The sequence below is a fragment of the Jeotgalibaca sp. A127 genome, from assembly GCF_052266745.1.
GTDB lineage: Bacteria > Bacillota > Bacilli > Lactobacillales > Aerococcaceae > Jeotgalibaca.
The window spans coordinates 230,420-253,888 of record NZ_JBQPRC010000002.1; the positions used below are offsets into that span (position 1 = coordinate 230,420).

Consider the following 23,469-nt stretch of genomic DNA (forward strand, 5'->3'; position numbering starts at 1 on the left):
AGCGATAAAATAGTGGCTAAATTAGTAGACTTAACAAAGAAGCCTTATAACTTGAATTCTGATCAAATCAAATGGGTGGAAGATACGATTGCATCCATGACTGACGAGGAAAAAATAGGGCAACTTTTTGTTAACTTGTTCTTCCCGGGGAAAGACGAGTACAGTGGTAATGCATTGACAAACGAACAAATTGTTCAGAAATATCACATTGGTGGGGCACGTTATAAAGGCCAAGATTCAGAACAAGTACAAAACTTGTTGAACGAATTGCAGTCATACAGTAAAATTCCTTTGCTTGTCGCTGCAAACTGTGACGCGGGTGGTAACGGTGCAACGAACGATGGTACTTACATCGCTTCTGGTGCACAAGCCGAAGCGGCTGGAGATACGTCTGTTGCTTACAATGCTGGATATGTTTCCGGCGTTGAAGCGACTGCATTAGGTGTTAATACGAACTTCGACCCATGTGTAGATATTTTAATGAACTGGCGCAATACCATCGTAAACACACGTGCTTACGGTACCAACGCAGACAGTGTAATCAAATATACAAATGCATACTTGGAAGGTTTAACGCAAAGTGAAATCATCCAATGTATCAAACACTGGCCAGGAGACGGTACTGAAGAACGTGACCAACATTTGGTTTTAGGTGTTAACGAATTGTCCGTTGACGAATGGGAAGATTCATTTGGCCGCGTTTATCGCAACCACATCGAAAACGGTGTTGAAATGATCATGGCAGGTCACATCGCGTTGCCTGAATACCAAAAACAATTAGATCCTTCATTGAAAGATGAAGAGATCTTGCCTGCAACATTGGCTCCTGAATTGATTAACGGTTTGTTAAAAACTAATCTAGACTTTAACGGTATGGTTATTACTGATGCTGCTCACATGTTGGGTATGACGTCAGCAATGCGCCGTGAAGACTATGTACCACAATCCATCGCAGCAGGTTGTGACATGTTCCTGTTCTTCAATGATATTGAAGAAGACTTCATGTTCATGATGAACGGCTATAAAAATGGTGTCATCACTGAAGAGCGTATGACAGATGCATTGCGTCGTATCCTCGGTTTGAAAGCTAAATTGAACCTACATGTGAAACAAGCAGAAGGTACTTTGTTGAAAGACAAATCCGAACTTGAAGTCATTGGTTCTGAAAAACATTTGCAAATGCGTGCAGATGCAGCTGACAAAGGAATTACATTGGTTAAGGACACACAAAACAACTTGCCAATCAGCCCGGAAACACACCGCCGAGTGCGTTTGTATTACTTAGAAGGCGAAAAAGCGATGAACGTAGCAACAGAGGATAACGCTTTGGAGTTCTTTGTTGAGGAATTAAAGCGTCGCGGTTACGAAGTTACAGTCAACGATGGAAATACACGTGTCAAAGGTAAAACTTTGGAATACCGTGAAAATGTTGACTTAGCTTTGACTGTTTCAAATGTTGCTGGTTATGGTGCACAAAACAACTACCGTATCCAATGGAAGACAGCAATGTCCAATGAAGTTCCTTGGTATGTCTGGGAAGTTCCAACCGTATTTGTTTCATTGAACTTCACGACACACTTGCATGATGCAACAATGGTTAAGACATTCGTGAATGCTTACCACAATAACGAAGAAACAATTCGTCAAGTAATTGACAAACTGGAAGGCAAATCCGAATTTAAAGGAACGCCTAACGAGAATGTTTGGGCGAACAAATGGCAAGCTAAACTATAATGGTTGGCAAGCAAGAGAGGAGCTGGGGCTATTGTCCTGGCTTCTTTGCTTTCTTTTAAAATAAGCAGTAAAATTGCTTTTTTCGACTACCCTTGCTATGATTTTAGAAGCACTATCAGTAGAGGAAGGAGAATTCATGAAGACTTTAGTCATCGTTTCACATCCCGAATTAAGGGAGTCGCACACACAGCGGTTTTTATGGGAAAGTTTGCCAACAGAAAATATCACGTGGCATCATTTAGAAGAGAAATACCCGGATGGCATCATCGATGTGAACCAGGAACAAAACTTGTTAAAAGCACATGACCGAATCGTATTTCAATTTCCTCTTTACTGGTACAGTTCGCCACCATTATTAAAGAAATGGCAAGATTCGGTTTTAACGGAGGGCTTTGCATATGGTCGTTATGGTAGTCAGCTTGCAAGTAAAGAACTCTTGCTGGTCATTGCTACTGGGGTCCCTGAAAAAGCCTACCAACCGGGTGAATCTGAAGATTTCACCCTTCCAGAACTATTACGGCCCTTTCAAGCTATGGCAACAAAATGCGAGCTGGTATATTTGCCGGTATTTGTCATTTCACAATTTGATTACATGAGTGAAAGTGAACGCCGCAAGTTATTGATTCGTTATCGTCAAGCTTTAACAGGTCCAGCGAAAATGACGTTGGAAGAGCGGGAAATGTGGTTTGAACGGGAGCTATTGATACTTGGAAAAGAAATGTTACCAGCCGAAGACCGTACATTGGTTGATTTGTTAATTGATCAAATGCAAACCAACCGTGAATATTTGAATGACTTGAACTGGACACTTCAGGAAATGAAGGAGTAAGCGATGGAACAAAAGGAATGGATGCTTTCTCAAATTAACTATTTAAAAGAAATAAGTAAAGATTACCGCCAGATTGCCTTGTATCAGGAATTCGCCGAACTCATTCAGGAACAGTATAAACGAATTGAACAAGCTGAAGGTGAAATTGATGGGCGTTCTTGGAGTCCGAAAGAGTGGGGCAACTAGATGATGAGAGGGGAAAAATGAATGACAACACCTAAATTTACTTTTATTGAACCAGAAACAAATGAAGTACCCGCAGGGATGTTCTGTGATCCTGTTACAGGATTATGTGGACCAGTGCTTGAAACAAACGACGAAGCTGAAGAAAAGAGTGAAGCTGATGAATAAAGTTGATTTGTATTACGCAACGGATCCTTTGTGTTCATTTTGTTGGGCATTTGAGCCCACGTTACGAAAATTTCGTTATCAATATGCTTCCTATTTCAATAAAGATGTAACCGTAATGGGTGGCATGATTGAGAAATGGGAAAAATTTGGGGGCGATAGTGGTAACGGTATTAACACAGCGGCTGATGTAGCGCAACACTGGCGTGAAATTGGCGATTACTCGCGCATGGTCATTGATGGCCGTATATGGTTAGATGAACCGATTGATTCATCTTTCCCGAGTTCCCAAGCGTACCAAATTGTGCGCCGTGATTTCCCGGAAAAAGCGAGTCCTTTTTTACGTAAATTACGCGAAAACGTCATGGTCTGGAACCAGGATATTTCCAAACGTGATGTTCTGGCTTCGATTCTGGATGAGATGGGTCTCGATTCAGTTAAAATTTTGGATGATGCGGATTCTTTTGAAGGACGCACACTTCTTAATAGTGATTTGGGCTTGTCACAAGCATTGACAGCCACTGGTTTCCCGACCATTGTATTGGTTAACCAAGAAAACCAAGGGGTTAAAATTGTCGGTGCTCAACCGTATGAAGCATTGGAAAACGCCTTGAAACAAGTCTTGGGCGTGGATGAATTGATTCAGACACCAGTTCCGAGCCTGGATATCGTGATGCAAACCACACCGTTCCTTTTAAATCGGGAAATTGAAGTCCTGTATAATCTGGAAGAATCAGAAGTGCCGACCTTTGTAGATATGATTATGGGGAAAGAAAATGTTCAAAAGGGCGAAGTACTGGGACAAAACTATTATAAAAGGTTGACGTCTGTATGAATTTAAAGGAAAAAGAAAATCTTTTTCAAGCTTTATTCGTCGTTTTGATAGTTATTTTGAAGCGGAATTTTGGTGAGATACTGGGTGATTATGAGAACATCATATTTGTCTTTGTTGCCGCCCTGGGGCTTTTTTCCGTCAATTGGGTATTGAAGCGCCTGGATAAAAGTGGCAGTGAAGGTGATAATTGGGAAGATAAATGGGATTTTGTAACATTTATCTTTTACGGAATCGCATTGTTGGTGCTGCACTGGTTGCATGTCACCAATATCTGGATAATGGTCATTGTGGGTGTGTTGGTTATTGGCATCAACGTTGTCATCAAATTAAAAAGAAGAGAAATCAAAAAGAACGAGAGTGGGACAAAAGGCGTTTAGCCCCGAATCACTGGAACGAATAATGTTCAGATGGTCGCAGACCATCTGAGCATTATTTCGTGAAGTGACGTCGGGGCTGCCTTTTGGAACACGTTTACGGGGCAGATGTACGTATACAGGAAAGAGGCTGGGAGTTTTGTCCCAGCCTCTTTCCTACGTTTAGTGGATGCTAAGGCGGTAGACGAAATCGTCCATCACGTAGCCGCCACCGATATCGGAAACGACTGCATCGATGCGTTCAAAGCCTATTTTTTCATAGAAGGCGATGGAGGCATCGTTGTATTTGTTTACAGTCAGTTCAATTGCACCGAGATGACGGTTTTTAGCCATTTCAATTAATTGTTGCAAAATCACATAGGCATTACCTTGTCCGCGTGCTTCTTTCAAAAGATAGAGCTTGCTCAGGAAAAGTGCATCTTCGTGCCATTCGATAGCGACGTAGCCACTATCGCTTACCCCAACTTCCACGATAAAATACTCGGCTTTACTGTCTGCAATATCTTGGATCATTTTGGCTTCAGATTGCAAATGGGTCAGCATATAGTTGACTTGGTCTTCGCCTAAAATGGGTGTGTAATATTCGCGCCAGATGATATCTGCCATCTGGGCAATGTCTTCGACTTGAAGCGTGTCTTTTACCGCAACGAGTTTAGTCATCCCTTACACCAGTTTCACAAGGAAGTATTTTTTCTTACCGCGACGGACGATGATGAAGCGGCCTTCAAATGAATTTTCTTTGGTAATGACGAAATCCAAATCAGTAACTTTGTCACCGTTGATGGTAATAGCGCCGTTTTGAATATCTTCACGTGATTGACGTCGGGATGGTTCGATCCCCAAGTCTACCAACCACGTTACCAATTCTTGTTCTGTCAAATCGGATTCGAAGGTAGGCATGTTTTTGAAGCCTTGTTCGATTTCATTGGCGTTGAGCTCCTTCACGTTTCCTGTGAAAAGAGCTTCGGTAATTTTCAAGGCATCCTTCAAAGCTTGTTCACCGTGGACAAATTTTGTCATTTCCGCAGCAAGTGTTTTTTGTGCCTCACGTTTATGCGGTTCTGTTTCTACTTTTTCAGCCAAGGCGTTGATTTCTTCTTGTGTCAGGAAAGTAAAGTATTTCAAGTATTTAATGACATCGCGGTCGTCCTGGTTTACCCAGAATTGGTAAAATTCGTAAGGTGTAGTCATTTCAGCATCCAGCCAAACTGCGCCTCCTGCTGTTTTACCGAATTTTGTTCCATCAGCTTTTAACATCAAAGGAATGGTTAAGCCAAATGCTTCTGCTTCCGTGCCTTCTTTTTTACGGATTAATTCCAAACCGGCTGTGATATTTCCCCATTGATCGGCACCACCGACTTGCAATTGTACATCCAGGTTACGGTATAAGTGAAGGAAGTCCATGGACTGCAGAATTTGGTAAGAGAATTCAGTAAAGGAAATTCCCGTTTCCAACCGGCTGGCCACGATATCTTTTGCCAGCATGGTATTTAAGTTGAAGTTTTTACCGAAGTCACGCAAAAAGTCCAAAAGTGTAAGGTTTTTCGTCCAATCAAGGTTGTTTACCAAACGTATTTGGGAATCTGCTTCCCCAGCCTTGAATAGTTTTTGCATTTGCTCGGTAATTTTTTGAGCGTTGTAAGCAACCGTTTCTTCAGATTGCAACACACGTTCTTCCGATTTTCCACTTGGATCCCCGATTGAACCTGTAGCTGCCCCAATCAGGATAACCGGTTTGTGACCAGCGAGCTGGAATCTTTTCAGGATCATAAAAGGAATCAAATGGCCGATGTGCATACTTGCGCCTGTAGCATCAATACCGCAGTATAGACCAATGCTTTTCTTTTCAATTAATTTTACTAATCCTTCAGCGTCTGTTTGTTGATTGATGGCGCCGCGCCATTCTAAATCTTCAATAATATTCATATCACTATCTCCTCCGTTTTATAAGAATAAAAAAAGCCCCTGACATTGCTGTCAGGGACGATAATTTACCGTGGTACCACCCAGATTGCTTCTCCGCAAGGAAGAAACCTCTTGTGCATGTAACGTATGCTCAACGCTTGTTTAAGAAAGTTCGGGAGTGTAATTCAGTTTAAGGTTGTACCGGTTCCCACCTGCCACCGGCTCTCTAAGTATCGCAAAACCTTATCCCTACTGGATTCCGTCATAACTTTTTATATTCTTTTGATTGCAATAATTATAACGGTCGGAAATAGTTCCGTCAACTAATTAAAGCGTTTTCAAACAAAAGTCGCTGATTGTTACAGGACTATTACAAAAAAAATACAAGTTGTCGAAAAACGATTTTTTACTACTTAACTGTGCTATGATTTCATCACTGACAAAAATAATTAATTTTATATAAATTATAGATGATAAAAACCGGGGGTACTAACTTGAAGAAGAAACTTGCCACATTACTATTAACAAGTTCCATGCTTGCATCAACAATGCTAGCACCTATCACAGCTTCCGCAGATGAATTAGTAGATAAAATTGAAGAACAAGAATCAAAACTAGAAGAAATCAAGGTTGAGGTTTCCTCAGCTCAAGAAGCTTTGTCCGCAGTTCAAGCAGAAATTGCTTCTGCAGAAACGCGTTCAAATGAGTTGCTTGATCAACGTGTAACGGCACAAGATGAAGTAAATACATTAGCTGAAGAAATTGCGAAATTACAAACAATCATTGAACAACGTGAAGGTCAATTAAAAGAACAAGCTCGTTCTGTACAAGTGAACGGCTCTAATACAAACTACATGAACTTCATTTTTGCATCAGAATCTTTAACAGATTTATTTGCACGTGTTGATGTTGTAACAACAATGGTTTCTGCTAATAAAGAAATGGTTGAACAACAAGTAGCCGACCAAGAAGCTGTTGAAGCAAAAAAACAAACTTCTGAAGAAAAACTTCAAGAAATTATCAGTATGTCTACTGAGTTGGAACAACTAAAAGCGGACTTACATATTAAAAAGATTGAAGAAGAAAGCGCGATTGCTGGCTTGAATGCTGAAAAAGCAACGGTTCAAGCAGACCGTGATAAATTCATGGCTCAAAAAGAAGAAGCAGACCGTCGTGCAGCTGAAGAAGCCGCAGCTATTGCCGCAGCAGAAGCTGCAGCTGTCGCAGCCGCTGAAGAAGCAGCGCGCGTTGCTGAAGCCGCAGCAGAAGAAGTAGTGGAAGTTGCATCTGTTGCAACGACTGCCCCTACAGCAGCAAACAACGCACCTGTTGCTCAAACTGTTGTTAACGCGCCACAACCAACACCAGCACCAGTAGTTCAAGAAGAAGTGGAAGAAGTTGTAGAAGTTGTAGAAGTGGCAGAAACACCAGTTTCTACACCAGCTCCTACTCCGGCTCCTACACCAGCACCAGCTCCAGCGCCATCTTACACAGGTGATGCAGTCAGCGAAGCTTACAAATATCTGGGAGTTCCTTATGTTTGGGGTGGTAAGTCACCATCAGGATTTGACTGTTCAGGACTTACTTACTATGTATTCCAACAAGTTTATGGAATGAACATTGGCTACAACACAGTTGCTCAAGAAAGTGCTGGAACAAAAATCAGCGTTTCTGAAGCACAAGCAGGCGACTTATTATTCTGGGGTAGTCCAGGAAGTACTTATCACGTAGCGATTTCTTTAGGTGGTGGCGCATATATCCATGCTCCATACGAAGGCCGTACAGTTGAAGTTAACTATACACAATACTTCACACCACAATTTGCAGTACGTGTAAACTAATACTGAATATGACAAGACAGTCCGAGAGGGCTGTCTTTTTTTGGTCGTTGGATGCGGCGTTAAAAAAATATATAGGTTGGGAACGCCGCACTTTCTTCATAAATGCGGCGTTCAGTGAAAATGCTGGACCTTAACGCCGCATTTTTGGTTAAAAAGCGGCGTTCCGCACTCGCAAGAAATTTAATCGCCGCACTTACGAGTTAAAAAGCGGCGATTAAAAATTATGGGAAACACGAACGCCGCACCTGACCAACAATACGGTTCGAAAGATATTTTTTGACTTTTGGTATTTCCCGCTTGACCTTGACGCAACGTAAAGGTTTAGTATAGAGATACGAGGAGGGACGCAGATGGAATACAGCATCAAAAAATTAGGGGAACTCGCAGGAGTCAGTAGCCGCACACTGCGTTATTACGACACAATTGGCTTACTGAAGCCGAAGCGAATTAATTCCTCAGGATACAGAATTTATGGACAAGCCGAAGTTGATCGGCTCCAACAAATCTTATTTTTCCGGGAATTTGAAATCCCGCTTGAAGAAATAAAAAGTTACCTGGATGATCCGGAATTTAAAAACAGTGAAGCCCTGACTAATCATCGCCAGCAACTCCTGGCCAAAAGGGAGCGTCTGGACCATCTGTTAAAAACCATCGACAAGACGATACAACATATAAAAGGAGAGAGTGGCATGACTGATAAAGAAAAATTCGAAGGCTTCAAACAAAAACAATTAGATGAAAACGAACAAAAATACGGGAACGAAATCCGTGAGAAATATGGGAAAGACACCATCGAGAAAGCCAATAAGAAATTTGGAAACCTTAGTGAAGACCAATATAATCAACTCCAAGAAATGGCTAGCCAAATCCTGAACGATTTACAAGCAGCCATGAAAACGAATGACCCTAGTGGAGAAGAAGCACAAGCAGTGGCCGCTCTGCATAAAGAATGGTTGGCATTCACATGGCCAAGCTACTCCAAAGAAGCACATCGTGGTTTGGCAGATATGTACGTCGTGGATGAACGCTTTAAGAACTATTATGATGGGCCAGCCGGTGAAGGCGCAGCACAGTTTTTACGGGATGCGATTCGTATATTTGCGGCGGAATAGATTTTGTAAATAAACACGCATGAATGTCAATTCTGTGGTAGAATGGATTCTGCATATATAGAACTAGAATTTCTAAGGAGGCACTCATTCGTGTTTAAAGAAAAGGAAACATTTTACATCACGACCCCGATCTATTACCCAAGTGGTCAATTGCATATCGGGAATTCATACACCACGATTGCTTGTGATGTTATGGCACGTTATAAACGACTGCAAGGGTTCGACGTTTTCTATTTAACGGGAACGGACGAACATGGACAAAAGATTGAAAAGAAAGCCGCTGAACTTGGCGTTTCACCAAAAGAATATGTTGATAAAATGGCAGAAGATATTCAATCTTTATGGAAGAAACTGGATATTTCCCATGACTACTTTGTACGTACGACGGACGAAAACCATGTTAAAGCTGTTCAAATGATGTTTGAAAAATTAGTTGAACAAGGTGACATTTATCTAGGTGAATACGAAGGTTGGTATTCTGTATCTGATGAGGAATTCTTCACGGAAACACAACTGGCTGAAGTATACAAAGATGAGAATGGTAAAGTTATCGGTGGAGTGGCTCCAAGTGGTCACGAAGTCGAACTTGTTAAAGAAGAATCTTATTTCTTCCGCATGAGTAAATACGCCGATCGTCTATTGAAATATTATGAGGATCATCCAGGATTTATTCAACCAGAATCTCGTAAAAATGAAATGATCAACAACTTCATCAAACCAGGTCTTGAAGATCTTGCTGTATCACGGACAACTTTCTCATGGGGTATTCCGGTGAAGAGTAATCCAAAACACGTTGTGTACGTGTGGATTGATGCATTGGCAAACTATATCACGGCACTGGGCTATGGGTCGGATGATGATTCGCTTTACCAAAAATATTGGCCAGCCAATGTTCATATGGTCGGTAAAGAAATCGTGCGTTTCCATACTATTTATTGGCCAATCATGTTGATGGCTTTGGATATTCCATTGCCAGACAAAATTTTTGGTCATGGTTGGTTACAAATGAAAGACGGCAAGATGTCCAAATCTAAAGGAAACGTTGTCTACCCTGAACCATTGGTGGAACGCTATGGTTTAGATGCCCTACGTTATTACTTAATGCGTGAAGTAAGTTTTGGTAGTGATGGTATCTTTACGCCGGAAGATTACATCAACCGCATTAACTTTGATTTGGCAAATGATCTGGGGAACTTGTTGAACCGGACGATTGCCATGATCAATAAATACTTCGATGGTGCAATCCCGGCATGGGCAGATCATAAGACTGCTTTTGATGCAGACTTGGAAGCAACTGCAAATGCTGTTATTGAAAAATATTCCAAAGAAATGGATAACATGCAATTCAGTGTGGCACTTGCTGAGGTATGGCGTTTGATTTCCCGTTCGAATAAATACATCGACGAAACAGAACCATGGGTATTGGCTAAAGATGAATCCCGTAAAGAAGAATTGGGTAGCGTGATGGTTCATTTGGCGGAAGTATTACGCATTACGGCAATCTTGCTTTCTCCATTCTTGACAACATCACCAGCTAAAATCTTTGAACAATTGGGCTTGGATTTTGAAACTGATGCAGCGTGGGAGAACTTGGCATTCGGCCAGTTCCCAGCCGGCACAAACGTTGTTAAAAAAGGTACACCGATTTTCCCACGTTTGGACCAAGAAGAAGAAGTTGCGTTTTTAAAAGAACAAATCGCTGCCACTGGAACGCCTCAAGCGGAAGAAGAAGCAGCTTTTGATCCGAGTGAAACAAAACTTGTTTCTGAAAAAGAAAAACAAATTAAATATGATGATTTCGATAAAGTGGAATTAAAAGTAGCAGAAGTAATGGACTGTCAAAAAGTCGAAGGGGCTGACAAGCTATTGAAATTCCGTCTGGATGCTGGTGATGCAGGTCATCGCCAAATCCTTTCCGGTATTGCGGAATGGTATTCAGATCCATCTTATTTCATCGGTAAAAAAGTAGTCATCGTTGCGAACTTGAAAGCACGTAAGATGAAGGGTGAAGTAAGTCAAGGCATGATTTTGTCCGCTGAAAAAGATGGCAAGTTACAAGTTATTTTGGCACCGCAAGAAGCAGAAAACGGCTCAACGGTAGCATAATGAAAATGTGGGTTGGCGCTTAGGCTCCAACCCTATTTTCATGTATAATAGACCTAAATATTGTTGAGAGAGGAAGATGAAGCGCGTGTTGTTTGATACACATTGTCATTTGAATGTTGATGCTTTTGCAGATGATGTCGAAGCCGCCATTGAGCGTGCCAAAGAAGTTGGTGTGGAGCGCTTCGCTGTGGTTGGTTTTGATGCGGCCACAATCAAAAAATCACTGTCCCTTAGCGCTGCTCACCCTGAAATCTATAGTATCATTGGCTGGCATCCAACCGAGGCCGGCAGTTATACCTTGGATGTGGAAGAGGCGTTAATTCCCCTTTTGAAAAACGAGCGTGTGGTCGCGATGGGGGAAATGGGTCTGGATTACTATTGGATGGAAGATTCCAAAGAAGTCCAGGAACATGTTTTCCGTCGCCAAATTCAAATCGCCAAGGAACTCGATTTACCGATTTCGATTCATATGCGAGACGCTATTGAAGACACCTATCGTATTTTAAAAGACGAAGGTGTGTCGGAAATTGGTGGTATTATGCATAGCTACAGTGGGGACGTTTCTTACATGGAGAAGTTTTTGGACTTGGGCATGCATATCTCCCTTAGTGGGGTCGTTACTTTTAAGAAAGCGACAGAAGTCCATGAAGTCGCAAAAGCAGTTCCTTTGGATAAATTGTTGATCGAGACCGATGCCCCTTATTTGGCCCCTGTTCCTTACCGCGGTAAACGGAATGAACCAAGTTATGTGAAATACGTAGCCGAAAAAATTGCCGAATTACGTGGAATGACAACCGAAGAAATTGCGACAATCACAATGCAAAATGCAAATAAGCTTTTTAGATTGGATCAAATATGAAAATTAAAGAAATAATTGTTGTGGAAGGCAAGGACGATTCCGTACGTATCAAAATGGCTGTAGAAGCAGACACCATCGAAACCAACGGGTCGGCGCTGGATGAAGCAACCATTTTACAAGTGGAAAAGGCGCAAGCGTCACGTGGCGTTATTGTTTTGACTGACCCTGATTTTCCGGGTGGAAAGATCCGTGAAACCTTGACGCAACGGATTCCAGGAATCAAACATGCTTTTATCCGGAAACAGGATTGTCAATCGCCTGTAGGTGGAAGCTTGGGCGTTGAACACGCCTCAGTCGCAGTTATAAGGCAAGCTTTGGAAAATATCCAAACACCTTATCTGAATGCACCCACTGAAAATTTAAAACCTTTTTTCCTGGAAGCTGGATTATTGGGACAACCTCACTCCGCAATTTATCGGGAAAAGCTGGGCGATGAATTGGGGATTGGGCATACCAACGGGAAACAATTTGTCAAAAAAGTACACATGTTTCAAATAACAAAACAAGAAATCATTGCCGCTATGGAAAAAATCGGACTTCCGATTCCAACGGCACAAGGACAGGAGTGGGTTGATGATGAATAAAGACATCGCGACACCAAGCAGAACGAAACAAATTATTAAGAAATATGGTCTGACCATGAAAAAAAGTTTGGGTCAAAACTTTCTGATTGAACCAAACATTTTAACCAAAATGTTGGCAGCCGGGGAAATTGATAAAGATACAGTTGTAATCGAAATAGGACCTGGGATTGGAGCCTTGACTGAACGCTTGGCACAGTCTGCTAAACAAGTCATCGCTTTTGAAGTGGATAGAAGGTTGGAGCCGATTTTGAAAACAGAATTAGCGCCTTACGATAATGTCGAAATTATTTTCCAGGATATTCTGGAAGCGAATCTACCGGAATTATTCGCCAGCCGCTTCGAAGCGACTGACAGAATTGTTGTAGCCGCAAACTTGCCTTACTACATCACGACACCTATCATCATGAACTTCATCGAGGCTAATTTGCCAGTTGATACTTATGTCATGATGATGCAAAAAGAAGTCGCACAACGAATGACCGCATCGCCAAATTCAAAGAATTATGGTTCATTGACCATTGCTATTGATTACTATACCGAAGCTGAAATATCATTTATCGTGCCAAAAACGGTGTTTGTACCACAACCGAATGTAGACTCTGCGGTATTGCGATTAAAACGCCGAGAAACCCCAAAAGTTGTCGTAACCAATGAAGATTTTTATTTCCGCTTGACTCGCGGTGCCTTTCAACATCGCCGTAAAACCTTGTGGAATAATTTAATGGCTATCTTTGGTAAATCTGATGAAGCCAAAGAAGCGCTCCGTGTTGGTTTGGAAGCAGTTGGTATTGAAGCCAGTCGCCGTGCTGAGACACTTTCGATTGAAGAATTCGCAGAGTTGGCCAATGAATTATTTAAATCGGATGTTTTGAAAAACGCATAGGTTAGGATTCAACTAGCCAGGAGGTCGCTTATGCTCTATCTGGATTCGTTTAATTTTCCGAATCGTGAAGCGGAATTTGATTTTTTCATTGAAATAAAGCGTACTGTTTATGATACTTTCTATCCCTTCCAGGTTTTATCAAATCAAGGCCTGGACAGAATTGACTGTGCTCCTATCACCATTCTATATGGGGGTAATGGGTCCGGGAAAACGACGGCTTTAAATGTGATTGCGGAAAAATTGGCTTTGCGTAGGCAAGCAAAATACAACCGTTCAAATTTCTATGAAGACTATTTGAAGTTTTGCACGGCAACCTATCAAACTACCGTTCCTGAACATAGCCGTATCATTACGAGTGATGATGTATTTGACTATATTTTGAATATTCGAACGGTAAATGAGGGAATCGATGAAAAACGGGAAGAAATGTTTGAAGAATATTTGAGTCTTAAACATTCCAAGTTTCAATTACGTTCACTTGATGATTATGAGCAACTCCGTCAAGTGGTCGAGGCACGTCGAAAAACGCAATCCCGTTATGTGCGTCAAGAAATGCCAGGTAACGTGCGTGAATATTCCAACGGTGAAAATGCTTTTCGTTATTTTACGAACCAGATAGAAGAAAATGGTTTGTATTTATTGGATGAGCCAGAAAACAGTTTGTCTCCCGCCAGACAATTGGAATTGATGCAGTTTATAGAGGATTCTGCCCGATTTTTTGGTTGCCAGTTCATCATCTCCACCCACTCACCATTCCTGTTGGCTTTGAAAGAAGCACGTATCTACGATTTGGATACCAATCCGGTTTCGGTAAAGAGATGGACTGAATTAGCTAATGTCCGGACATATTATGATTTTTTTCGGAAGCATCAAGACGATTTTAAATAAAAGTGAAAAGGAAAGATGCGTGTCTGGCATCTTTCCTTTTTATCTCTACCGCCATTTACGGGCCTACTAGAACGAAGTTCGATTTGAAGCATCAATTTTTTCAGAAAACATCTAAAAAATATAAAATTAGTATTGTCAAGAAATACGTCCTATGATATACTTGAAAATTTTATAATAATGTGGTACAATAATCCTCAGTGAGGTGAAGAGCATGCCAGAAAGTTTGATGGATATTAAAGAAGAACTTGACAGTCGCTTAGGTAAAAAAGTGTTGTTGACAGCTCAAGCAGGTAGAAAGCGTAAAACGGAAAGAAAAGGAATCTTACGTGAAACTTACCATTCCGTTTTTGTCGTGGATTTAGATCAAGAAGAGAATGCATTTGAACGTGTTTCATATAGTTATGCCGATGTGCTAACATCTTCCGTTGAAATTTCCTTCTACGATGAAGAAACGAGTCAATACGCATAACCACTCGCATTAGTAATTATAGAATACATAGCAAAGATCAAAATCCTTAATTGGGATTTTGATCTTTTTTTCTTTCTAAAACCCTGATTATCATGTAGTATTAATAGAAAAGGGGGAGTATTCGGATGGAATGGATTGAACGTGCGCCTGCGAAGATTAATCTGACGCTAGACGTCTTGTTTAAACGTGAAGATGATTACCACGAACTGGAGATGATTATGTCGTCGGTTGATCTTGCCGATTACTTAACGTTTACTCCCCTAGTCGAGAACAAAATAGAGGTGTATACTAATAAAGCTTTTTTACCGGTTGACCGTCGCAATCATGTTTACCAAATCATCAAGTTAGTAAAAGATCGTTTCGGTATCCGCGAGGGAATGTTGGTGGAGATAGAGAAGAAAATACCAGTAGCTGCAGGGTTAGGTGGCGGCAGTACGGACGCTGCGGCGACCTTGCGGGCTTTGAACAAGATATGGAACTTGAATATGAGCACGGATGAGATGATTGAGTTGGGGATGAGAGTTGGAACGGATGTTCCTTACTCGATCATGGGTGGAACAGCCTTTGTATCTGGTAGAGGAGAAAAAGTTCAGCCTATTAAACCAATGCCTCCCTGCTGGGTAGTATTGGCGAAACCGCGCATAAGTGTTTCTACCAAGACTGTTTTTCGGGCTTTGGAAGTTGAACAACTGAATTACACACCTAAATCCCGCATCGTGGCGGAAGCAATCAATGATGGCGACTACTATAAGATGGTCAATAATCTCAGCAATACCTTGGAGGCAGTCACTTTTGAACGGCATCCCAAGCTTAAACAACTGAGTGAGCGGATGGAGCGCTATGGATTGGATGGGGTAACCATGAGTGGGAGCGGTCCCACGATTATTGGCTTCAGCCAAAATTATTCCCGGGCCAAACGGGTTTACAATAGTCTGAGAGGATTTTGCGAAGAAGTGTATATTACCCGAACTTTAAAATAACGAGCTATGCCAAATAATGGCACGGCTCGTTTATTTTATTCACCGCAGTTGATCTTTATAAGCTGAAATGATAAAAGTAAATATATTGACAATGTATCATGAATAGGAATTCATACGTTTGGAACTTTCTTAACACTGATATTAAAAGAATTTATAAAAAACGCCAAATTTAATAAAAGCAATATATCTAAAGCAACAAATATATTGACGACTCTGCAAAGCTTATGCTAAAGTAATTTAGTTCCCAAATAGGAATCATTTCGATTTACAAAATTTACAAAAGGAAGGGGAATTATTTATGAACCTATTTAAGAAATTATTACCACTACTTGCGGTAGTGTTGGTTGCTTGCGGAGCACCAAATGCCGATCAGGCAACTAACGATGATTTAAATGTTGTTACCACTTTTTATCCTATGTATAATTTTACGCAAAATGTAGTAGGGGAAAATGGCACTGTGACTGCCTTGTTAGAAGCGGGTCAAGATACCCATAGCTATGAACCGACTCCAAAAGATATGGCTGCAGTTGCAGAAGCAGATGTGTTTGTTTACAGCAGTGAATATATGGAAACATGGGTGCCAGCGGTATTGGATACTTTGGTAGACAGCGATGTAACAATTATAAACGCATCTGAAGGCATTCCTTTTTATGAAGGGGATAGTCATGATGAAGACGAGAGTCATGACGAGGATGAAGAAGAACACTATGAAGGTGATGGTCATAACCATGCGGTTGACCCACATGTGTGGTTGGACCCTGTCTATGCTAAACAAATGGTGGAAACTATTTCTTCAGGTATCCAGGAAGTGGATGCAGAAAATGCAGCAGCATACCAATCCAACACGGAGGAATATGTAAAAGAACTGGAAGCATTGAACCAGGAATTTCAAACTGCATTCGCGGATGCTGAGAATCGCGTTTTTGTAGTACAGCATGCAGCTTTTGGCTATTTGGCAAGACGCTATGAATTAGAAGAGGTTTCCATTTCTGCGCTGACATCCAATCAAGAAGTGAGTCCGGCAAAATTGGCGGAAATTGGAAAATACATCAATGAAAATGATATAGAAGTCATTTATTACCAAGATTCTGGCAATAATAATTTGGCTCAAACTTTGGCAAATGAAACAGGTATAGAGCTGGGTGTTTTGAGTGCAATCGAGGGTATAACAGCTGAGGACCAAGCAGCGGGTGTTGATTATTTGACGACTATGCGCGATAATTTGGAAGCTCTAAAACTGACAATTAACTAAAAAGGAGGAAGCCTAATGGACTATATTACCGTCGAGAATCTATCATTTTCATATGATGATGAACCGGTTTTGCAGGACATAAACTTTACTGTCAAACCGGGAGAATTTGTCATCTTGACTGGAGAGAATGGGGCGGCAAAATCGACATTGTTAAAAAGTGTTCTGGGCCTCCTCACACCACAAGAAGGCTCTGCAACTATTTCACCGACGAATGAACGTGGTAGCAAGTTGATGGTAGGTTATGCACCACAACAAATTTCTTCATTTAACATTGGTTTCCCAAGTAAAGTGCTTGAATTTGTTCAATCTGGACGTTACCAAAACAATCGCTGGTTTAAACGATTGGATGCGGAAGATCACGAACACGTTAAAAAAGCATTGGAATCAGTGGGAATGTGGGAATTACGCAATAAAAAAATTGGCGAGCTTTCCGGTGGACAAAAACAAAGAATCGCATTAGCGCGTATCTTTGCGACAGATCCAGATTTGTTTGTGCTGGATGAACCAACAACAGGGATGGATAAGGAATCACGGGAACGTTTCTATCGTTTGCTGCGTCACAATTCCAGGGTCCATAATAAAGCAATTTTGATGGTAACCCATGAACATGAAGATATTAAAGATTACATGGACCGTCAAATTACTTTAAGAAGAAAGGAGGATTCGCCATGGAGATGTTTTTCTATGGATTCATGCAACGGGCATTCCAAGCATCAACACTGATTGCGATTATTGCCCCGATACTTGGCCTAACCCTAATTTTACGTCGACAATCTTTATTGGCGGATACTCTTTCACACGTGTCTTTGGCGGGTATTGCACTAGGATTCCTGATTGGAGTGAACCCGACACTGACGACAGTCTTTGTTGTTATTTTAGTAGCCATTGGGATTGAGTATTTACAGGATGTTTTCCGGGGGTATTCGGAAATTTCTATCGCCATTTTAATGTCAACGGGTATGGCAGTTGCTTTGGTATTGATGAGTTTCGTCTCGGGCCAACAAACGAAGAGTATCGAACAATTCTTGTTTGGATCTATCGTAACGATTGATGAACAACAAATCTGGACGCTTTTAATTTTAACGATTCTTATTGTAGCCTTGTTTGTTATTTTCAGACGTCCCCTTTATGTTTTGCTTTTCGATGAGGACACAGCTGCAACTGCAGGTTTGCCTGTACGTGGTATTTCCTTGTTCATTTCCATCATTACTGGTGTAGCAATTAGCTTGATTATGCCAATTACAGGGTCCTTACTTGTTTCAGCCATCCTGGTTCTTCCAGCGGCTATCGCCATGCGCTTGGTAACAAGTTTTAAAACTGTTATCTGGGTAGGTACAATCATTGCCTTATTAGGTATGTACGGTGGGCTTTTCGCATCCTACGAACTAGGGACACCACCGGGAGCAACCATTACGTTGATGTTTGCCACACTATTCATTATCAGTAGCGTCGTAAAATCATTTACAAAAAACCGAAGATTAAGATAAAACATAATATTGTGAACAAGTATCGTGCTTCGATGCTTGTTTTTTTAAATTAAATTTTCAAAAGCGAACAATAAGCTAAAAAAGACTTTCATTTTTAAGTAATTCTCGTTATACTATCCGTAATTAATTTTTAGGGGGATTGTCAACTGATGAAAATTAAACGTAGTGATCGTTTAGTAGATATGACACATTATTTATTAAACCACCCACATACATTGGTTTCTTTAACTTATTTTTCAAAAAAATATGAATCTGCAAAATCTTCTATTAGTGAAGACTTAACGATTGTTAAACGTGCATTTGAAGAGAATGGTTTCGGGATTGTAGAGACTTTGCCAGGAGCAGCAGGTGGTGTTAAATATATTCCTTCTGTGGGAAACAAGGATGCTCAAGAATTCATTGAAAATATTTGTCGTAAAATGGATTCAAAGGAGCGCATTTTACCAGGCGGGTATGTGTATCTTTCAGATTTATTAGGCGACCCACAAGTTTTGAACCAAGTTGGACGCATGATTGCTTCCCAGTATAAAGAAGAAAAAGTAACAGCAGTTATGACTGTGGCGACAAAAGGTGTTCCAATAGCGCAGGCTGTTGCAACGTATTTAAACGTTCCCTTTGTAATTGTTCGCCGTGATTCTAAAGTAACAGAAGGTTCGACTGTAAGTATCAACTATGTGTCTGGGTCATCTGATCGTGTTGAAAAAATGGAACTTTCAAAACGTAGCTTGCCAAGCGGTTCCCGCGTTCTGGTTGTGGATGATTTCATGAAGGGCGGCGGTACGGTAAACGGTATGCGCAGTATCATTGAAGAATTCGATTCAGAAATTGCTGGTGTGACAGTTTTTGCTGAAGCCGCTTATACAGCAAAAGAAACCGAAAACTACACGTCACTCATTCGCGTGAACGAAGTGGATATGCGTAATCGCACCATGTCAGTGGGATTAGGCAGTTATTTTGACTAAAAAATGGAGACTGGGGCAGGTTGCTCAGTCTTTTTTTGAATTTCCCTTGTAAGTGTAGGGATGAATATGAGAAAATAAGGAAAAATACGTATCTAAGCCCTTACAATAGTTGCGGGATTATTGAATTTCGGGTACGATTATTTTTGTGTGATTTCATAAGAGAGCGAAGGAGAAACTAAAAAATGGCTAATCGTTTTGCAGTAGTTCTTGCTGCCGGTCAAGGCACAAGAATGAAAAGTAAGTTGTACAAAGTTCTGCACAAAGTTTGCGGTAAAGCAATGGTTGAGCATGTCATTGATCAAGTGGAAGAAGCTGGTTTTGATCACGTTGTGACAATTGTGGGTCATGGCGCGGAAGCTGTCAAAGAAGTCATCGGGGATCGTTCTGAATATGTTCTGCAAGAGGAACAATTAGGGACAGGTCATGCGGTACTTCAAGCGCAAGAAGCGTTAGGTGGAAAAGCTGGTACAACCCTTGTTATTTGTGGCGATACACCTTTGTTGACGAGTGAAACACTTGCGGCTTTAGTGAAACATCATGAAACTGAATCTGCAAAGGCAACCATTTTGACTGCTCATGCGGAAAATCCATTTGGTTATGGACGTATTATTCGCAACGCTGAAAATCTAGTTGAAAAAATTGTTGAGCAAAAAGATGCTTCTGAAACAGAAGCAGCAGTACAGGAAATCAATACCGGAACTTATGTTTTTGACAACAAGGCTTTATTCGAAGTGTTGGCTTTGGTTAAAAATGATAATTCCCAAGGTGAGTACTATTTACCGGATGTTATTGAAATTTTGAAAAACCAGGGTGAAATTGTCACAGCTTATCAAATGGCTGATATGGCCGAAGCTTTGGGAGTTAACGACCGTGTTGCTTTAGCGGAAGCAAGCACAACTATGAAGAAACGTATCAATGAAATGCATATGCGTAATGGTGTAACGATGTTGGATCCAGAAAACACATACATCGAATCAACAGTAGTTATCGGATCGGATACAATTGTTGAGCCAGGTGTTGTCCTAAAGGGCATGACCCGAATTGGTGAAGATTGCTTCATCGGGGCAAACTCTGAAATCCGCGATGCCATCATTGGCAACCGCGTACGCGTTACAAGTTCAAATATTGAAGAATCAACAATGGCAGACGATAGCAACATTGGTCCTTACAGCCATTTACGTCCCAATAGTACGGTAGGCGAAAAAGTTCATATCGGAAACTTTGTTGAAATTAAAAATTCCAACCTTGGTAAAGATACGAAAGTAGGTCATTTAACATATGTTGGTGATGCTGATTTAGGCGAAAACATCAATGTAGGTTGCGGGACTATTTTCGTAAACTACGACGGCAAGAACAAACATCGTGCTACAGTGGGTGACAATAGTTTCATCGGTTGTAATGTAAATTTGATTGCGCCAGTTAACGTAGGGAAAAATGCTTTCTTGGCTGCTGGATCTACCATTACAAAAGATGTGCCAGAGGAAGCAATGGGGATTGCACGTTGCCGTCAAGAAAATAAAGATGGCTATTGGGATAAATTACCACCATCAAAAAATAAGTAATTCTTTTATTGAAATAAATGAATAAATGCCTAAAATATTAGGTGAGAGTATGTACGTAAAAAAAACAGATTGGTGAGTGGAAAAAATATGACTACAGAACACTACAAAGACCCGAAATTGAAAATTTTTTCTCTAAGTTCCAACCGTCCATTGGCAGAAAAAATTGCAGCGGAAGTTGGCGTAGAACTTGGAATTGTGTCTTCTACACAATTCAGTGATGGCGAAATCAAAATCAATATCGATGAAAGTATCCGTGGAGCTCATGTATACGTCATCCAATCAACAAGTTTCCCAGTAAACGACCATTTGATGGAATTGTTGATTATGATTGATGCTTTGAAACGTGCGAGTGCTAAAACAATCAATGTGGTTATTCCTTACTATGGATATGCACGTCAAGATCGTAAAGCACAATCACGTGAACCTATCACAGCTAAATTGGTTGCAAACATGATTACAGATGCAGGTGCTGACCGCGTGTTGGCTCTTGATTTGCATGCACCGCAAATCCAAGGTTTCTTCGATATTCCAGTTGACCACTTGTTGGGTGCGCCATTATTGGCAAACTACTTCTTGGATAATGAAATGCTTCAAAATGACATCGTTGTTGTTTCACCAGACCACGGTGGGGTAACACGTGCACGTAAATTGGCTGAATTTATCCATGCACCGATTGCTATTATCGACAAACGTCGTCCAAAAGCAAACGTGGCAGAAGTTATGAACATCATCGGTGATGTAAAAGGCAAGAAAGCAATTCTGATTGACGATATGATCGATACAGCCGGAACAATTACTCTAGCAGCTCAAGCATTACAAGATGCTGGCGCAACTGCAGTTTTTGCTTGCTGTACACATGCAGTTCTTTCAGGACCAGCAATCGAACGTCTGGAAAATTCTGTTATCCAAGAAGTAATCGTAACAGATTCCATTCAGTTACCAGAAGAAAAAAATAGTAAAAAAATCGTTCAAGTATCTGTATCCCAACTGATTGCTGAAGCAATCAAACGGATCCACGAAAACCGTTCTGTAAGTCCATTGTTCCAAGAAAAATTCACATTGATTGATTAATTAATTCGATTAAAAGAGGTTGAGCATTTAGCGCTCAACCTCTTTTTTGAGTAAAAATAAATGAATGTGAATTAATTAAACCATTTGCCCACTAAATTTAGAGTGAAATGGTTTAATAATGAACAATTAAACCATTTGAAGTAGAAAATTGTAATGAAATGGTTTAATTCTGCTCAATTAAACCATTTAAAGAAAATAATGAGATTCAAATGGTTTAATTCCAAGAGCTCAAAAAGAACGGCCCAGGAAACTGGGCCGTTCATATCTGATTACTCTTACGCATCCAAATTCGCAAATGAATCTTCGATTACTTTTCTCAAAGTATCAGCTGATAGTTGCATGTTGACTTGTTCGACTTCATTCAATGGAATTTCGATAACCCCACGGACGCCTTCACGGTTAATGATAGCCGGTACACCAATGAAAACATCTTTTTGTTTATATTCTCCCGCTAAATGAACGGATAGCGGTAAAATCGCATTTTCATCATTGAAGATAGCTTTCGTAATGCGAACCAGTGAGGCAGCAATACCATAGTAAGTTGCGCCTTTTTTCTCAATGATACGGTAAGCAGCATCGCGAACCGAATAAAAGGCGTCAATTAATGCTTCTTCATCAACAGCTGTGCCATTTTGTTTGATCCATTCATACATTTGCAAACCACCAACATTTGCGTGTGACCAAACTGGAAATTCAGTGTCGCCGTGTTCACCTAAAATATAGGCATGAACGTTACGCGCATCCACGTTCACCAATTTTGCAATTTCTTGACGGAAACGTGCGCTATCCAACGATGTTCCAGAACCAATGACTTGATTCGTAGGCAAACCAGAGAACTTCCAGGTTGCATAGGTTAGAATATCAACCGGATTCGTTGCTACCAAGAAGATACCATTGAAACCACTTGCCATAACTTGGTCAACGATACTCTTGAAGATTTTTAAGTTTTTGTTGATAAGGTCCAAACGGGTTTCACCAGGTTTTTGAGCAGCACCAGCTGTCAATACAACCAAATCGGCATCCCCACAATCATCGTAAGTAGCTGCATAAATTTTCTTTGGACTTGTATATGCCAACGCATCGGACAAATCGATTGCGTCTCCTTCGGTTTTAGCGGTGTTCATGTCAATGATTCCTAATTCGCGGCCAACATTTTGCGTCACAAGCGCAAAGGCGTAGCTTGATCCAACAGCACCATCACCGATTAAAATGATTTTTTGACCAAACTTTCTTTCTTCTCTTGACATAACATTCCCTCCATTAAACAATTTCTTGAATACTATCTTTATTATAGCATTTATTTCATTCGGACGGACAGCTATGACCATTGTTTTTCCTTTTTGCTTTCAGACCAGATATGATATACTATATTGATGACTGGACGACTT

General features: G+C 40.8%; 24 protein-coding genes and 1 other annotated feature. Of the genes, 21 read left to right on the forward strand and 3 right to left on the reverse strand.

Annotated features, from left to right (window positions below; all coding sequences use genetic code 11):
* The first annotated feature begins 12 nt into the window (after nt 1–12).
* From ACTVAI_RS03295 to ACTVAI_RS03320, 6 genes are all read left to right on the forward strand, one after another.
* A complete protein-coding gene (locus tag ACTVAI_RS03295; protein WP_443472447.1) occupies nt 13–1,734 on the forward strand; it encodes a glycoside hydrolase family 3 protein in 1,722 nt (573 codons plus the stop codon).
* Between the two features lie 136 nt (nt 1,735–1,870).
* Nucleotides 1,871–2,563 carry an NAD(P)H-dependent oxidoreductase gene (locus tag ACTVAI_RS03300; protein WP_443472446.1) on the forward strand — a complete coding sequence of 231 codons (693 nt, stop codon included), beginning with the start codon at nt 1,871–1,873 and terminating at the stop codon, nt 2,561–2,563.
* Nucleotides 2,564–2,566: 3 nt separating this feature from the next.
* Nucleotides 2,567–2,749, forward strand: coding sequence for a hypothetical protein (locus ACTVAI_RS03305; protein ID WP_443472445.1), 183 nt, complete (start codon nt 2,567–2,569; stop codon nt 2,747–2,749).
* 21 nt (nt 2,750–2,770) lie between these two features.
* A complete protein-coding gene (locus tag ACTVAI_RS03310; RefSeq protein WP_443472444.1) occupies nt 2,771–2,914 on the forward strand; it encodes a hypothetical protein in 144 nt (47 codons plus the stop codon).
* Nucleotides 2,907–3,746, forward strand: coding sequence for a DsbA family oxidoreductase (locus tag ACTVAI_RS03315; protein WP_443472443.1), 840 nt, complete (start codon nt 2,907–2,909; stop codon nt 3,744–3,746). Before ACTVAI_RS03310 ends, ACTVAI_RS03315 begins: the two co-directional genes overlap by 8 nt.
* On the forward strand, nt 3,743–4,123 hold the full coding sequence (locus ACTVAI_RS03320; protein ID WP_443472442.1) for a hypothetical protein: 381 nt from the start codon (nt 3,743–3,745) through the stop codon (nt 4,121–4,123). The genes ACTVAI_RS03315 and ACTVAI_RS03320 overlap by 4 nt, the downstream gene beginning before the upstream one ends.
* A gap of 159 nt (nt 4,124–4,282) precedes the next feature.
* Here ACTVAI_RS03320 and ACTVAI_RS03325 read toward each other — a convergent pair whose 3' ends face one another.
* Both ACTVAI_RS03325 and tyrS read right to left on the reverse strand, forming a co-directional pair.
* Nucleotides 4,283–4,780: a GNAT family N-acetyltransferase gene (locus ACTVAI_RS03325; protein WP_443472440.1), complete on the reverse strand. Its 498-nt coding sequence runs from the start codon at nt 4,778–4,780 to the stop codon at nt 4,283–4,285.
* A 3-nt stretch (nt 4,781–4,783) separates the two neighbouring features.
* Nucleotides 4,784–6,046, reverse strand: a complete 1,263-nt coding sequence (gene tyrS / locus ACTVAI_RS03330; RefSeq protein WP_443472439.1) for a tyrosine--tRNA ligase — start codon at nt 6,044–6,046, stop codon at nt 4,784–4,786.
* Between the two features lie 50 nt (nt 6,047–6,096).
* Nucleotides 6,097–6,300, reverse strand: a binding site (T-box leader).
* Nucleotides 6,301–6,519: 219 nt separating this feature from the next.
* On the opposite strand from tyrS, the gene ACTVAI_RS03335 reads away from it, so the two are divergent.
* The 15 genes from ACTVAI_RS03335 (at nt 6,520) to ACTVAI_RS03405 (ending at nt 22,081) form a co-directional block, all read left to right on the forward strand.
* Nucleotides 6,520–7,866, forward strand: a complete 1,347-nt coding sequence (locus ACTVAI_RS03335; protein ID WP_443472438.1) for a C40 family peptidase — start codon at nt 6,520–6,522, stop codon at nt 7,864–7,866.
* A gap of 350 nt (nt 7,867–8,216) precedes the next feature.
* A complete protein-coding gene (locus tag ACTVAI_RS03340; RefSeq protein WP_443485876.1) occupies nt 8,217–8,978 on the forward strand; it encodes a MerR family transcriptional regulator in 762 nt (253 codons plus the stop codon).
* A gap of 90 nt (nt 8,979–9,068) precedes the next feature.
* Nucleotides 9,069–11,084 carry a methionine--tRNA ligase gene (metG, locus tag ACTVAI_RS03345; RefSeq protein WP_443485877.1) on the forward strand — a complete coding sequence of 672 codons (2,016 nt, stop codon included), beginning with the start codon at nt 9,069–9,071 and terminating at the stop codon, nt 11,082–11,084.
* Nucleotides 11,085–11,169: 85 nt separating this feature from the next.
* The gene (locus ACTVAI_RS03350; protein ID WP_443472435.1) at nt 11,170–11,943 is read left to right on the forward strand and encodes a TatD family hydrolase; all 774 of its coding nucleotides are present in this window, start codon (nt 11,170–11,172) and stop codon (nt 11,941–11,943) included.
* Nucleotides 11,940–12,527, forward strand: a complete 588-nt coding sequence (gene rnmV / locus ACTVAI_RS03355; protein WP_443485878.1) for a ribonuclease M5 — start codon at nt 11,940–11,942, stop codon at nt 12,525–12,527. Before ACTVAI_RS03350 ends, rnmV begins: the two co-directional genes overlap by 4 nt.
* Entirely contained in the window at nt 12,514–13,410 is an 897-nt protein-coding gene (gene rsmA / locus ACTVAI_RS03360) for a 16S rRNA (adenine(1518)-N(6)/adenine(1519)-N(6))-dimethyltransferase RsmA (RefSeq protein ID WP_443485879.1), read from the forward strand. The genes rnmV and rsmA overlap by 14 nt, the downstream gene beginning before the upstream one ends.
* Nucleotides 13,411–13,440: 30 nt before the next feature.
* Complete coding sequence (locus tag ACTVAI_RS03365; RefSeq protein ID WP_443472432.1) at nt 13,441–14,298, forward strand: AAA family ATPase; 858 nt, start codon at nt 13,441–13,443, stop codon at nt 14,296–14,298.
* Nucleotides 14,299–14,509: 211 nt separating this feature from the next.
* Nucleotides 14,510–14,767, forward strand: a complete 258-nt coding sequence (locus tag ACTVAI_RS03370; RefSeq protein WP_443472431.1) for a Veg family protein — start codon at nt 14,510–14,512, stop codon at nt 14,765–14,767.
* Between the two features lie 125 nt (nt 14,768–14,892).
* Complete coding sequence (ispE, locus tag ACTVAI_RS03375; protein ID WP_443472430.1) at nt 14,893–15,747, forward strand: 4-(cytidine 5'-diphospho)-2-C-methyl-D-erythritol kinase; 855 nt, start codon at nt 14,893–14,895, stop codon at nt 15,745–15,747.
* Between the two features lie 298 nt (nt 15,748–16,045).
* A complete protein-coding gene (locus ACTVAI_RS03380) occupies nt 16,046–16,999 on the forward strand; it encodes a metal ABC transporter solute-binding protein, Zn/Mn family (RefSeq protein ID WP_443485880.1) in 954 nt (317 codons plus the stop codon).
* Between the two features lie 15 nt (nt 17,000–17,014).
* Nucleotides 17,015–17,722 (forward strand): metal ABC transporter ATP-binding protein, encoded by a 708-nt coding sequence (locus ACTVAI_RS03385; protein ID WP_443485881.1) that lies wholly within the window; start codon nt 17,015–17,017, stop codon nt 17,720–17,722.
* Nucleotides 17,668–18,486, forward strand: a complete 819-nt coding sequence (locus ACTVAI_RS03390) for a metal ABC transporter permease (protein WP_443485882.1) — start codon at nt 17,668–17,670, stop codon at nt 18,484–18,486. The genes ACTVAI_RS03385 and ACTVAI_RS03390 overlap by 55 nt, the downstream gene beginning before the upstream one ends.
* 149 nt (nt 18,487–18,635) lie before the next feature.
* The gene (gene purR, locus ACTVAI_RS03395; RefSeq protein ID WP_443485883.1) at nt 18,636–19,448 is read left to right on the forward strand and encodes a pur operon repressor; all 813 of its coding nucleotides are present in this window, start codon (nt 18,636–18,638) and stop codon (nt 19,446–19,448) included.
* Between the two features lie 182 nt (nt 19,449–19,630).
* Nucleotides 19,631–21,010: a bifunctional UDP-N-acetylglucosamine diphosphorylase/glucosamine-1-phosphate N-acetyltransferase GlmU gene (gene glmU, locus ACTVAI_RS03400; RefSeq protein ID WP_443472425.1), complete on the forward strand. Its 1,380-nt coding sequence runs from the start codon at nt 19,631–19,633 to the stop codon at nt 21,008–21,010.
* Between the two features lie 87 nt (nt 21,011–21,097).
* On the forward strand, nt 21,098–22,081 hold the full coding sequence (locus tag ACTVAI_RS03405) for a ribose-phosphate diphosphokinase (RefSeq protein WP_443472424.1): 984 nt from the start codon (nt 21,098–21,100) through the stop codon (nt 22,079–22,081).
* Between the two features lie 275 nt (nt 22,082–22,356).
* On the opposite strand, the gene ACTVAI_RS03410 is transcribed toward ACTVAI_RS03405, so the two are convergent.
* Complete coding sequence (locus ACTVAI_RS03410) at nt 22,357–23,328, reverse strand: L-lactate dehydrogenase (RefSeq protein WP_443485884.1); 972 nt, start codon at nt 23,326–23,328, stop codon at nt 22,357–22,359.
* Nucleotides 23,329–23,469 lie beyond the last annotated feature (141 nt).

What these genes read in the sequence shown, in the direction of transcription:
- ACTVAI_RS03300 (WP_443472446.1), top strand. Translation starts at nt 1,871, where the DNA reads ATGAAGACTTTAGTCATCGTTTCACATCCCGAATTAAGGGAGTCGCAC.
- ACTVAI_RS03305 (WP_443472445.1), top strand. Translation starts at nt 2,567, where the DNA reads ATGGAACAAAAGGAATGGATGCTTTCTCAAATTAACTATTTAAAAGAA.
- ACTVAI_RS03310 (WP_443472444.1), top strand. Translation starts at nt 2,771, where the DNA reads ATGACAACACCTAAATTTACTTTTATTGAACCAGAAACAAATGAAGTA.
- ACTVAI_RS03315 (WP_443472443.1), top strand. Translation starts at nt 2,907, where the DNA reads ATGAATAAAGTTGATTTGTATTACGCAACGGATCCTTTGTGTTCATTT.
- ACTVAI_RS03320 (WP_443472442.1), top strand. Translation starts at nt 3,743, where the DNA reads ATGAATTTAAAGGAAAAAGAAAATCTTTTTCAAGCTTTATTCGTCGTT.
- ACTVAI_RS03325 (WP_443472440.1), bottom strand. Translation starts at nt 4,780, where the DNA reads ATGACTAAACTCGTTGCGGTAAAAGACACGCTTCAAGTCGAAGACATT.
- tyrS (WP_443472439.1), bottom strand. Translation starts at nt 6,046, where the DNA reads ATGAATATTATTGAAGATTTAGAATGGCGCGGCGCCATCAATCAACAA.
- ACTVAI_RS03340 (WP_443485876.1), top strand. Translation starts at nt 8,217, where the DNA reads ATGGAATACAGCATCAAAAAATTAGGGGAACTCGCAGGAGTCAGTAGC.
- rnmV (WP_443485878.1), top strand. Translation starts at nt 11,940, where the DNA reads ATGAAAATTAAAGAAATAATTGTTGTGGAAGGCAAGGACGATTCCGTA.
- ACTVAI_RS03365 (WP_443472432.1), top strand. Translation starts at nt 13,441, where the DNA reads ATGCTCTATCTGGATTCGTTTAATTTTCCGAATCGTGAAGCGGAATTT.
- ACTVAI_RS03370 (WP_443472431.1), top strand. Translation starts at nt 14,510, where the DNA reads ATGCCAGAAAGTTTGATGGATATTAAAGAAGAACTTGACAGTCGCTTA.
- ispE (WP_443472430.1), top strand. Translation starts at nt 14,893, where the DNA reads ATGGAATGGATTGAACGTGCGCCTGCGAAGATTAATCTGACGCTAGAC.
- ACTVAI_RS03380 (WP_443485880.1), top strand. Translation starts at nt 16,046, where the DNA reads ATGAACCTATTTAAGAAATTATTACCACTACTTGCGGTAGTGTTGGTT.
- ACTVAI_RS03385 (WP_443485881.1), top strand. Translation starts at nt 17,015, where the DNA reads ATGGACTATATTACCGTCGAGAATCTATCATTTTCATATGATGATGAA.
- ACTVAI_RS03390 (WP_443485882.1), top strand. Translation starts at nt 17,668, where the DNA reads ATGGAGATGTTTTTCTATGGATTCATGCAACGGGCATTCCAAGCATCA.
- purR (WP_443485883.1), top strand. Translation starts at nt 18,636, where the DNA reads ATGAAAATTAAACGTAGTGATCGTTTAGTAGATATGACACATTATTTA.
- glmU (WP_443472425.1), top strand. Translation starts at nt 19,631, where the DNA reads ATGGCTAATCGTTTTGCAGTAGTTCTTGCTGCCGGTCAAGGCACAAGA.
- ACTVAI_RS03405 (WP_443472424.1), top strand. Translation starts at nt 21,098, where the DNA reads ATGACTACAGAACACTACAAAGACCCGAAATTGAAAATTTTTTCTCTA.
- ACTVAI_RS03410 (WP_443485884.1), bottom strand. Translation starts at nt 23,328, where the DNA reads ATGTCAAGAGAAGAAAGAAAGTTTGGTCAAAAAATCATTTTAATCGGT.